Source organism: Sulfurimonas sp. (assembly GCF_047622445.1).
Classification (GTDB): domain Bacteria; phylum Campylobacterota; class Campylobacteria; order Campylobacterales; family Sulfurimonadaceae; genus Sulfurimonas.
The window spans coordinates 24,768-36,459 of record NZ_JBLHOE010000014.1 but is presented as its reverse complement, the minus strand read 5'-3'; the positions used below and the strand labels follow the sequence as shown (position 1 = coordinate 36,459).

General features: G+C 34.2%; 13 protein-coding genes. 2 read left to right on the top strand and 11 right to left on the bottom strand.

Annotation, left to right across the window (positions count from 1 at the left end):
- Positions 1–50: 50 nt before the first annotated feature.
- From ACI9TV_RS04865 to ACI9TV_RS04835, 7 genes are read right to left on the bottom strand one after another with little or no spacing between them, the layout of a single operon-like run.
- Positions 51–1,244, bottom strand: coding sequence for an NAD(P)/FAD-dependent oxidoreductase (locus ACI9TV_RS04865; protein ID WP_415249638.1), 1,194 nt, complete (start codon positions 1,242–1,244; stop codon positions 51–53).
- On the bottom strand, positions 1,241–3,457 hold the full coding sequence (locus ACI9TV_RS04860; RefSeq protein WP_415249637.1) for an endonuclease MutS2: 2,217 nt from the start codon (positions 3,455–3,457) through the stop codon (positions 1,241–1,243). The genes ACI9TV_RS04865 and ACI9TV_RS04860 overlap by 4 nt, the downstream gene beginning before the upstream one ends.
- 13 nt (positions 3,458–3,470) lie before the next feature.
- Positions 3,471–4,145, bottom strand: a complete 675-nt coding sequence (locus ACI9TV_RS04855; protein WP_415249636.1) for a class I SAM-dependent methyltransferase — start codon at positions 4,143–4,145, stop codon at positions 3,471–3,473.
- On the bottom strand, positions 4,126–4,455 hold the full coding sequence (locus ACI9TV_RS04850; protein ID WP_415249635.1) for a hypothetical protein: 330 nt from the start codon (positions 4,453–4,455) through the stop codon (positions 4,126–4,128). The genes ACI9TV_RS04855 and ACI9TV_RS04850 overlap by 20 nt, the downstream gene beginning before the upstream one ends.
- Positions 4,455–5,768: a UDP-N-acetylmuramate--L-alanine ligase gene (gene murC, locus ACI9TV_RS04845; RefSeq protein ID WP_415249634.1), complete on the bottom strand. Its 1,314-nt coding sequence runs from the start codon at positions 5,766–5,768 to the stop codon at positions 4,455–4,457. The genes ACI9TV_RS04850 and murC overlap by 1 nt, the downstream gene beginning before the upstream one ends.
- A 4-nt stretch (positions 5,769–5,772) precedes the next feature.
- Positions 5,773–6,276, bottom strand: coding sequence for a hypothetical protein (locus ACI9TV_RS04840; RefSeq protein ID WP_415249633.1), 504 nt, complete (start codon positions 6,274–6,276; stop codon positions 5,773–5,775).
- Positions 6,263–7,411: a succinyldiaminopimelate transaminase gene (locus tag ACI9TV_RS04835; protein WP_415249632.1), complete on the bottom strand. Its 1,149-nt coding sequence runs from the start codon at positions 7,409–7,411 to the stop codon at positions 6,263–6,265. Before ACI9TV_RS04835 ends, ACI9TV_RS04840 begins: the two co-directional genes overlap by 14 nt.
- A gap of 61 nt (positions 7,412–7,472) precedes the next feature.
- Between ACI9TV_RS04835 and ACI9TV_RS04830 the strand changes: the two genes are divergently transcribed.
- Positions 7,473–8,261: a hypothetical protein gene (locus ACI9TV_RS04830; RefSeq protein WP_415249631.1), complete on the top strand. Its 789-nt coding sequence runs from the start codon at positions 7,473–7,475 to the stop codon at positions 8,259–8,261.
- The gene (locus ACI9TV_RS04825; protein WP_415249630.1) at positions 8,258–8,827 is read left to right on the top strand and encodes a c-type cytochrome; all 570 of its coding nucleotides are present in this window, start codon (positions 8,258–8,260) and stop codon (positions 8,825–8,827) included. Before ACI9TV_RS04830 ends, ACI9TV_RS04825 begins: the two co-directional genes overlap by 4 nt.
- 43 nt (positions 8,828–8,870) lie before the next feature.
- Here the strand turns inward: ACI9TV_RS04825 and ACI9TV_RS04820 are convergent, their stop codons facing one another.
- From ACI9TV_RS04820 to metX, 4 genes are read right to left on the bottom strand one after another with little or no spacing between them, the layout of a single operon-like run.
- A complete protein-coding gene (locus tag ACI9TV_RS04820) occupies positions 8,871–9,539 on the bottom strand; it encodes a HesA/MoeB/ThiF family protein (RefSeq protein WP_415249629.1) in 669 nt (222 codons plus the stop codon).
- Positions 9,536–10,345, bottom strand: a complete 810-nt coding sequence (locus ACI9TV_RS04815; protein WP_415249628.1) for a carbon-nitrogen hydrolase family protein — start codon at positions 10,343–10,345, stop codon at positions 9,536–9,538. The genes ACI9TV_RS04820 and ACI9TV_RS04815 overlap by 4 nt, the downstream gene beginning before the upstream one ends.
- On the bottom strand, positions 10,346–10,531 hold the full coding sequence (gene xseB, locus ACI9TV_RS04810) for an exodeoxyribonuclease VII small subunit (protein WP_415249627.1): 186 nt from the start codon (positions 10,529–10,531) through the stop codon (positions 10,346–10,348). It lies immediately after the preceding gene.
- 14 nt (positions 10,532–10,545) lie between these two features.
- Positions 10,546–11,649 carry a homoserine O-acetyltransferase MetX gene (metX, locus tag ACI9TV_RS04805; protein ID WP_415249626.1) on the bottom strand — a complete coding sequence of 368 codons (1,104 nt, stop codon included), beginning with the start codon at positions 11,647–11,649 and terminating at the stop codon, positions 10,546–10,548.
- Between the last annotated feature and the right edge of the window lie 43 nt (positions 11,650–11,692).

The following is an 11,692-nucleotide window of genomic DNA, read 5'->3' as shown; positions in this document are numbered from 1 at the left end:
AAGGATTTTCCTCTTAATTTTATTTCAAAGTGTAGCATTTTTACTTAAACTTATAACTTCTTCGTTATATCTTTTGCACAAGCATTTGCACTTGCCCAGCTCCAAGCAAAGTTAAAACCACCACGACGACCGAGTACATCCAGTACTTCACCAATAAAGTAAAGATTTTTTTGTTTGAATGACTCCATAGTTTTTGGATTAACCTCTTGTGTGTCTACTCCCCCACCAGATACTTCAGCATGACGAAACCCATGTGTATCTTTTATTTCAAATTTCCAGTTGAGAATTTGGTTTGCAATTTTTTTGGATTGTTTGGTTGTAATTTCACTTAAAAGTGCTGTGTGAGAAAACTCTAATACATCGAGTATAGTTTTAGAAATTTTTAGTGGAATCAAACCATGCAACATATTTAAGATACTAAGATGTGTATTTAGTTGGGACATCTTCATGATGTATGCAGAGAGTTTTTGTGCTGTATATTTTGGGAGGAGATTTATGGATATATCTACAGCTTGAAAGTTCATTAAAGATTCTGATGCAAGTTGTGAAATATCTAAAATAGCAAAGCCAGATACTCCATAGTTCGTAAATAAAATATCGCCATTTGTTGTAGAAGCTGCTTTAGAGTTTACAATGAGTGTTACTTCACCATCTACTTTAGCGCCACTCATTTTTTCATACAGTGTTCCACTCAGTTCTAATTGTACTAAAGAAGGGTAGGTAGGGATAATAGTATGAGCAATGGATGAAGCGAACTCTAGTCCATCACGATTGCCGCCAAGATGTGAGGCAGCCTCAGAACCAGTGGCCACAACTACAGCGTCATACTTTTGACTTAAATCTTGAAGGTTTGTTACTTGTGTATCTGTATGAAAATGTACTCCAAGGTTTCTTGCATGATTTTCTAAAAGGGAAGCTACACTTTTAGCTTCATTACTCAAAGGGTAAACTTTTCCATCATTTTTTACTTCTAGTTCAAGACCAATACTAGAACAGAGTTTACTAAATTGTGTAAAAGAAAAATTTTCTAATGCCTCTTTAACAAAGTGAGGATTTTGAGAAAAATAATCGTTCTGAGAGAAAGAAGTATTTGTTATATTACAGCGTCCATTACCAGAGACTAAAATTTTTTTAGCACATTTGGAATTTTGCTCATATATATCTACATGAGTAGATTCCTTAGAACATAAGATAGAACATAATATACCTGATGCTCCTGCACCTATGATTGCTATTTTTTTCATAGTGTGACTATCTTAGCTCCAAAACCACCTAAGTGTTGAGGTGCATCATCAAAACCCTTAACTCTTGGGTGGGCTATGAGAAAGTTCTTCACAGCGTAGGAGAGTTTTCCCGTTCCTATACCATGGTAAATGATAATTTCATCCCATCCGTTTATGAGTGCATCTGATAAAAACGTATCTAAGACTTCGCAAGCCTCATCAGCTCTCATACCATGTAAGTCACATTTAAGACCAGAACGTTTTTCTACTTGAACGTTGATCTTTGTTTTAGGTTGGTGTTTCATAATTTGAGTATGTTTCAAATGCTTCGTTTTAACTCGAACACGCATACCTTCTACTTCTATAGTCGCTTCTTTTTTATCTCGCATAGAAATAATAATACCTTTTTGAGACTGGTACTTCACCTTATCCCCAACATTAAATGGGATATTTCTTGGTTCTTCTTTTGTTTGAGCTGGAAGCTTTTTATTTGCTTTATCCATTGCTCGGTGAATTGATTGTGTATCTCCAGCTCGTGCCGCTGTCTTTGCTTCACCAATAGCAACTTCATAACTACGTTTGAGTGCGAATCTTTGTTCTTCAAGCTCTTTATAAAGCGTTTCTTTTTGGTTTTTTAAATCGAGCTCTTTTTTTCGTAAATCTTCAATCTTTTCATCGACTTTAGAATGCTTTTGTTTGAGTTCTCGTTCTAGTTGCGAACCTCTCTCAATCAAGAGGCTTAACTTCTCAGAGTTATCTCCATAGACGGCTTTTGCTTCATTAACAATGGCGTTAGAGATCCCATATCTACTTGCAGTTTCAAAGGCGTAACTTTTTCCAATGATACCTTGCATGAACTCATAGGTAGGTTTTCTATGCTCTTCATCATAAATGGCTGCCATAAGCTCAACATCATCACGATCTGCCATAAGTGCTGCTAGACGTTTATGGTGGGTAGTAACAACTACTTTTTGTCCTTTTTTAATAAGGTCATCAAGGATAACTTTAAACAAAGCTGCTGCTTCATCACTATCAGTTCCAAGCTCTATCTCATCTACCCCAACAAGTGCAGATTTATGCTCAAATATACGAGAAAACTCTTGCATACGTCCAGCAAAAGTAGAGATGTCATTTTTTACATTTTGTGGATCATCGATGATGGCAAGAACACTTTTAAAAGAACCAATATGTGATTTAGCTTCATTAAGTTTCATTGGAATCATATACTTTGCCATAAATGCAGAGGCGAGGATAGCCTTAAGTAACATCGTTTTACCACCGGCATTTACACCTGTAACCATCAAAATATTTTTAGAAAAATCAACATAAATTGGTTTTGCATTATGTAAGGCTGGATGAATAAAAGAGTCTAAAACAATTTTTGAGTCTTTCTTAGATTTTATTATTTGCATACTTTTAGCACGGGCAAAAAGTACTCTTGCTTGGTAATTATCAAATTTATCAAACTCTTTGTCTATGAAGTTAATAAAAGGTTGTATTTCAGCTAGTTTAGAAGAAAATTCTTTTGCGTAGGTGTAAAAAATAGCTTCACGCTCTTGTTCTATAAAGCGAATCTTTTCCTTTGACTTTAAGATAGAGTCTGGTGAAACGTAAAAGAACCCACCTGTACTACGACCAACAACAGCACCTTTAAGTACATGATTAAATCCACCACGGACTAAGAGACAATCTTCATTGTTTACAAAGTGTACTTGTGTATCTATAAGGTATCCAGCAAGTTTGGAACTTGACATCATACGCTTGAGGGCACTACTCATGTCATTTCTATGCTCACGGATTCTTTGGCCTAAGCCAAAAAGATTCTCATCGAGATTTTCTTCAAACTTACCATCTCTAGTAAAGTACTTTTCTATTTCTGTGAATCTTTCGTCGATGATGAATTTATTCATCCACTGGCCGATGATTCCATCAAGTTCACGATTTTTAAAATAACGAAAATAGCGTACAATTTTTACAATTTCAAAAATTTGTCCAAACTGTAAAACACCACGCTTTTGAAGATGGTTTTTAATTGTCCCAAATGAGCTAATTTTAGGAGGTGCATTAAATTCTATTTGTTCTAGTGCTTGTATATATCGAAAGTGAAGTTCTTGATCTCCCTCAATATAAAGTGATGCTTCTCGTGAGAAGAAGTTTAAAAATGAATTTATATGATCATTTAAGTCAAGTTGATCGATAAGTAGATTGAGTTGGGAGGATTTTTTATTTGGCATATTTATATAGTCTTTATTTTTGATAACTTGCAAAAAAGTGTGGCACACTTGGGGTTTGATTGTCATTGTAGATTAAGAAACTTTTCTCTTGTAATGAACAATGAGTAAAAGTATCTATTTCATCTCTGTCAAGTGGAAGAGGGATAGCATCTTCTTGTTTTCCTGATAATCGGCTTCTACATGAAACGAGTATGTATGCGTCTGGTTTTAAAAAGGAGATCATTTTATCTCGAGCTAATATCCGATACTTTCCAGGGAGTACTTGAATTGTGTTACATTCATAAACAAGGTCAAAGTTCTCAGACCAAAAGGTGGGGTAGCTAAATAAATCAGCTACTATATAATCAACCTTTGTTTGAGGATAACGTTGTTTACAGAGTTTAATTGCTTCTGGGGCAATATCGAATGCGGTAACATCATAACCAAAAGCACTTAAGGCTTCTGCATCATCTCCAACTCCACAACCAATCACAATAGCTTTTTTGTTCTGAGCTTTTTGTGGAGAGTTCTCGAGCCATTGTAGAAGATAAGGACTCGGTGCTAAGTCTGCCCAAAAGACATTGTTATGGTCTCCCATGGCATCAGTGTATATGGAATTAAACCATCCGAGAGGATCGTCATTTTCTTGATAAGACTTTACCATTGCCTTATATTTGACAGGGTCGAACTTATTCGCAGTCTGAGACACTAATCATCTCTCCAGTATTTGGAGTGTTTTCTTTACCGATAAAAGTGTATGTTCCAACACTAAGTGTATAAAATTCATTTGTAATATTGAGACTATCACATTTGATATCTTTACCTTGATTGAATTTTGTTGCAATTGTACGTGTTTTTTTACTCAGGTTATTTTGGTATTCGTTAAACATTACTGCCATTGCAAGTATTGCTAAAACGATGGTAGTAACCCACCATTTTTGGGTGTTATCTAAATCTGTAAAGTAGTGAAGTGCCAAAAAGAAAAGCCCTATAACTATAATTCCGAATATATATGTCACTATGCAGTTCCTCTGATTTGGTATGTAATATCCCCAGCACCAAAACCGATAATAAGACCTTTGTCTAGAGTTTCTAAGTCTTTATCGTCTTTGATAACTGTGATTGTATTGTTGGCTCTTATAATTTTGTCAGCCATAGTTAAGTTGTATTGTTTAAATTTTTCTTCGAAGTCTATCTCTCTCACACTTTCTCCAGCTGCCCAAACAGGAAGAATAATTAATTCGCCAGCTCCATCAAAACATTTGATAAATTCTTCAAGATTATCAATAGTACGAGAGTATTTGTGTGGTTGCCAGATAGCTGTAATTTTATCAAATCCTTTAAGCGATGCATATGCTTTCACTGACTCGAAAGTAGCCCTGATTTCCGTTGGATGGTGACCATAATCATCGATAATTACGCGATCATTTGTAGATCCAACAATATCAAATCTTTTCTTTATACCTTTAAAGTTGAGTAAATTCGTACGTATTTTTTCAATACCCATAGACTCGTTTGCTGCTAAGATTGCTAAAGATGCATCTAAAGCTATATGTTTACCAAATCCCCAAACATCAAATGAACCTAAATCTCGAAGTTTGAATCTTGTGTGAGGTTCATTTTTTATGAGTACATATTCAATATCTTTAATTTCTGTACTCGGATAGAGCCATTTTGCTTGGATTTCATCTTTGAGTGTAGAGAGAAATTGATCTTCAGCATTAAGTACGCGACAAGATGCTGACTTGATAAAAGTTTTGTACGAATCATAAAAAAGGTCATAGTTGTAGTCATAATATTCCATGTGTTCGGGTTCAGCATTGATAACAATCGCACAGTGAGGATTCGAGTTTAAAAAACTACCATCACTTTCATCTGCTTCAAAAAGCATGGTATCAGTTTTTTTACAATACCTAACGTTTGATCCAAACTCTTTTGCTTCAGCGCCGATGATGGCAGAACCATTCATAATAGAGGTTAAAATCGCGGTAGTAGTACTCTTACCATGAGCTCCAGCAACAGCATAGACCTTTCTATCTCCAAGGATATATGGAAGTGCTTCTCGACGTGCAAGAACTTCAATTCCTTTTGCTTTGGCAGCAATAATTTCTGGATTGTCAGGACGGATAATTGCAGAGTGCACAACCATATCTTGATTTGTTATAGCATCCGCAGAGTGAGGAACTGTTACTTCAATGTCTAAATTACGGAGTTTTTTGGTAATGACACTATCTGCAATGTCTGAACCACTGACTTCATGTCCACGAAACTTCATATACTGAGCCAATCCTGAGATACCTATACCACCAATTCCAATAAAATGAATTTTCATATATCTACTCCGCTGTACTTTTCTTCATAACTAGCAAACTTTGTGCCTTTTTCTTAAAGCAAGAGATATAAAAAGTTTTATTTGTTTGTGTTTTTTCCATGTCAGCATAATCATCCATAAAGACTTCCAAAGATATACCTTTGTCAGCAGCTATGTAATGGTATTTTAAAGAAAGAGAAAATTCTTCATCATTTGTAATACCAGCGAGTACTTCATATAATGCACTTGCATCTTTCATCGCTCCAGCGTGGTAATGCTCCATCGCATATTCATAAAGTGCACGAAGTGTTGCAAAATCTTGAACATCATTTATATTAAATTTACTACAAGATTCTAAGGTATTTGTTAAATTCTCTAGAGCTAAGTCTAAAATATTAGCAAAAAATCCACTTAGGGTTTCTTCATCAAAAGTAGCGTGTGCCTCTTCTTGTAAGATATACATTGCTGCTATATCTGCATTTTGTTGTGCTTCTAATACTTTTACTTTTAGTTCTTTAACTTTGCTCATTTTCTAAACATTCCTTAATTCTATTTAATGCATTTCTTGTTTTATCTTCTGATTCCACGAGTGCTATTCTTACAAAACCTTTTCCAGGGTTAAAACCATTTGTATCTTCACGTCCTAAGTATTCACCTGGAAGTACTTTTACGTTGTATTTTTCATACAGTTTAGCTGTGAAGTTGATGGCATTTGGAACTTTTAACCAAATATAAAAAGTAGCCTCCGGAATTTCTGTTCCTAAAATTTCTTGCGCGATTTCAAAATTTCGTTTATATACATCTCGTGAAGCTTGAACATGATCTTCATCTAACCAAGCCTCTGCCGCTGCCATTTGAAGTGGAAGTGGTGCGGCACAACCAATGTAGGTACGGTACTTCATATACTCTTTTAAAATATTCTCATCTCCCGCAATAAAACCATTTCTTAGTCCTGGCGCAGATGAGCGTTTTGAGATAGAGTTAATGACAAGTGTATTTTTAAAAGTTACATTACCAACATGCACTGCTGCTTCTAGGAGTGAGGGAATTTGTTTATCTGTGTAAATTTCACTATAACATTCATCGTTAAGTAAAATAAAATCGTGTTTTAGTGCTAAAGATACCCATTGGCCAAGTTCCTCAAGTGTAAGGACAGATGAAGCAGGATTATTTGGAAAGTTAAGAATAACTAAATCACAACTTGCAAGTTGCTCTTCATTTATCTCAGGTTTAAAGTTATTTTTTTCCGTAAGGTTAAGATAAATTACTTGAGAGCGAGTTGCAATGGCTGCACCCTCATAAATTTGATAAAAAGGATTTGTAAAAGCCATAACTGGATTTTCTTTCTCAAATAATAAAAACTGTGGAAAGTTAAAAAGTACTTCTCTTGTTCCAAATGTTGGAATAATTTGAGAGTCAGTTAGAGTGGTGTGAAATCTATTTTGAAAAAACTCTCTTTGTGCTTCACGTAGTTTTACTTCACCAGAAGTTTTTGGATATTTTTTGAGTAGATTTGTATTGCTCGCAAGTGAATTCTGAATAAACTTAGGAGTTTCAAACTGAGGTTCACCAATAGTTAAAGCAGAAGCTTCATAAGAACTATTTGGTATAATATTTTTTAGTAAATTGTTTAGTTTTTCAAATGGATATGGTTCAAAAGTCATGTTTCTTAGTCTCTTCGTTAAATTAATGCAATTATATCCAAAAACTTTTAGGAGCAGATTAATGAAGGTATTTATAAGTGTATTACTAGTTCTGATGGCCATTTTAAGTCTTTATGCACAGGTGGATGAAAGTGCCATGCTTATTTATGAGCAAAGTTTTGAGAGGGCTGTATATTCTTTCGCTTTAGTAAAAGGACTGAATGCACTTATTTCAGTTATTCAAAGTACAGAAATTAATGTGAGTTTATTTGTTGGCGCTACAGTTGGAATTGGTCAGGTTCTTGATCCAATTAATGATCTAGTAGAGAGGTTTTCTGTAGTTATGTTAGTCTCATCAGTATCGATTGGTATACAACATCTTTTACTTCTTTTAGGTAAAAGTCTTTTTGTCAAAGTTATACTTTTTGCATCAATTATAGTTTCATTGTTAGGTGTTTGGATAAAGAAGATTAACACATCTCATATGTTTGTTTTTTCGGTAAAGTTAATGTTTTTACTCCTAGTTTTACGTTTTGGTGCCGTTGTATTTATATATTCAACACAGTTTATCTATCAAGATGTGTATGCGCAAGAATACGAGCAGTCAAATGCCTATATTCAAAGTTATAAAAATGATTTAGAAACTATTCGTGAGAACAAAAAAGATATAGATACGCTTTTAGAGCGTTTAAAATATAAAACCCAAACATTTACAAAAAAGGTGATTAATCTGATTACAATATTTATTGTAACTACAATTTTATTTCCATTGTTATTCTTATGGTTATTTGTCTTGCTTATAAAAATTATATTTAATTCAAAAACAGATTACGATATAATTTCACAATTAAAATATAAAGGTACAGAATGAAATTATTATTAGCTACAGTATTGGCTTTTTTGGTTGTTGGTTGTTCTAGTGAAGCACCAAAAGAAGAAAAAGTTGTAGATACAAAAAAGATAGAAGTTCTTGAAGAAAAATCTACTTTTAAAAAAGCAGCTGACCAAGTTACAAAAGCAAAAGATGATTTAAAAGAAAAAGTGGTAGCAGTCAAAGAAAGCATAGTTGAAAAAGTTGAAGATGTGAAAATTGACTTAGAAACTAAAGTAGCTGAGACTAAAGAATCTGTAAAAGAGACTACAACAGAAGTAGTAGATAGTGTTAAAGATACAGTCGCAGTAGTTGAGAGTAAAACAATAGATGCAGACTTACTTTATAACAAATGTTCTGGTTGTCATGGTGGTATGGGTGAGCGTGCTGCGCTTGGAAAATCTGCAGTTATTAGAAACTGGCCAGCAAAACAGATTGAACATGCACTTCTTGGTTACCAATCAGGTACATATGGTCGTACAATGAAGACTATGATGCAATCTCAAGTAAGAGGTCTCTCCGCTGCAGACATTAAAGCATTGTCAAAATATATTTCAGATAAATAATATTATAGTAGTAGGGACTCTTCATCCCTACAAGCACCTAAATTTATTTAGGTAGGCCAAATTTTTGTGTTATTAATTCTCCATCTTCATTAAAAAATAAGTAATACAAAGTATCTTTTTTTATACTCAGACCTGCTAAAAATCTTAGTGCTAAATTTGCTTGAAGTGATGCTATATGCATAACAATTGGTGCAGCAATTCCAGCAGGTGTTTTTTTGATAATTTTAAATGCATCGTTAAATGAAGATTCATTTATAAAACATACTTGACCATGAAAAGCCTCGACACTTCCATATATCCAAGGAAGATTCATCTTTTTTGAGTAAGTATTGATTTCTCCACGTGAAGGAAGGTTGTCAGTACCATCGATTATTAAATCAACTTCAATATTTTTTTTCGTCCACTCATCAAAATTACATTGATGTGCTATGGCTTTAACGAATGGACATCTTGCCTCAATGATTTCGGCATTAACAACAGCTTTATTTTTACCTTCATCCCCAGCTCTAAAAGCGATTTGACGGTGAATGTTATGATGACTTACTTCATCAAAATCTATCATATGTATTTCACCAATCCCGCTAGCACCTAATGCAAACGCTAAAGATGAACCAAGCCCACCAGAACCTACTATTGCAATACGTTTAGATTGTAAACTTCTTTGTGTGTCTTCGCCCCAGAGTTGTACTTGGCGATGGAAATATTTCATCATGTGTGTAATTCCTTTGTATGTCTTTTCGTTATGGCTTCTTTAAAACCCCAGAATCTTCTTGCGTGTACAGCCTCAGAATGATCCATATCTACAACCATAAGCTCTTCACGGTTACCTAAGTGTTCAACTACTTCACCATTTGGTGAAGCTAAGAGAGAATCTCCATAGAATTTCCAAACACTATCTTTATCTTGGTACTCACCAATTCTATTCGCTCTCAAAATATAGCAGTTATGAGTAAATGCACGAGAACAAATAAGTGATTTCCATCTCTCGAATGAATCAAATGTTGAAACACTTGGTAGTAAGATACAGTCAATATTTTTAGAAGATAATTTGGAAAACACTTCATCAAAATGTAATTCAAAACCATTCATAAGTGCAAACTTAAAACCATGAATATTAAATATAAAAGGCGATTCTAAAGGCTTTACTTCATTATCAAAAAACTTTTCTTCATTCCAGTGGCTATAATTGATGAGAAGTTGTTGTTGGTAGTAAGAGGTAGAAGAGGGTGCAAATTTTGCAATCGTTTTATAGAGTTTTTTTTTCTTTTCCAGTATCAAAGGAGCTACAATAGTCATGTTGTAAGTAGTAGAAAGCTCTTTTAGAATTTCGCTTTGTTGATGCGATTGTTCTTTTATCATTGCTTGTGACATAGATTGAAGTTCTTTAAAAAAAGGGTTTAAGATATACTCCCCAAGAAGCAAAACTTTTACACCTTGTTTATGAGCGATTCGAACATAGTTATATAACTTTGTTGAACTCATGCCTTGGGCATTGAGTTGAAGAACAGCGGCTCGCATTTAAGAAGCTTTTATTTGTGTGATTTTAAGTTGCGCATCTTCTAGAATTTTTTGTGCGTCACTTAATTCTTTCATCCCTTTTTCATATGCTTTTACACTCTCAGCAAGTGTGATTTCTGGATTCATTAAAACTTCTAAAGTTTTTTTCGCACCCTCTAGTTTTGTTTCGAAGTCACTTTTAGCCATTGAACATCCTTTTTTTAGTCTAATACTTTTTTGACATAATCTTCAAATTTATCTAACTCAACAAGAAAAGCATCATGACCATAATTACTATCAATATCAATGTAGTAATGATTTTTATTTCCTACTTCACTTAAAACATCGTGGAGTACTTTCATCTCTTTGTTTTTAAATAAAATATCATCTTTAAAACTTATAAGATGAAGCTCTGCTTGTACCTTTTTTATGGCTTCTTCAAGGGAATCAAAACCACGCGAGAGGTCAAATATATTGATAGCTTTTGTGATATAGAGATATGCCAATGGATCGAACCATTTAGTAAAGTTATAGCCATTATATTCTAAGTATGATTCAACTTGGAACTTTCCAAAAAGTTCATAAAGTCCATCAGTTCTTTTGTACTCACGTCCAAATTTACTTTGCATTGACTCATGGGATAAAAAGCTAATATGCCCAGCCATACGACCTACAGCCATTCCAGCTAAACCGTTTTCAGCGATCACTTGGGGATCATAATACCCTTGTTTAAAATCAGGGTCTTTTAGAATTGACTCTTGTGCAACTTTATTAAAAGCAATAGCCCAAGGTTGCGTTGCATATGTAGCTGCTAAAGAGATTATTTTTTGTGAAAAATTTGGATAATGGATTGCAAATTGAAGTGCTTGCATACCACCCATAGAACCACCGACAATCGCATAAACACGGTGAATATCAAGTCTATCAAAAAGAATTCTTTGTGCTTTAACCATATCTTTGATTGTAACAACTGGGAATTTATAACGGTAATGGTCATGGTGTGGATGTTGCATACTCATCGGCCCTGTAGAACCAAAGCAAGAGCCTATAACATTTGAGCAAATTACAAAATATTTGTCAGTGTCAATTGCTTTACCTGAACCGATAAAACCATCCCACCATCCAGCTTTACTTTCCCCTTCATATACACCAGCTGCATGGTGTGAACCTGTAAGTGCATGACATACAACTACAACGTTACTTTTATCATCGTTGAGTTCACCATACGTTTCATAGCTAATATCATAAGGCTCTAGTATACGTCCACTCTCTAGATAGAGTGGATTAGTAAAGTGTTCTGTATGTGTTTGTATGTTTAAGTTCAAATCTATACGCTCTTTTAAAAAATATGATGTTATTTTAGCGAAA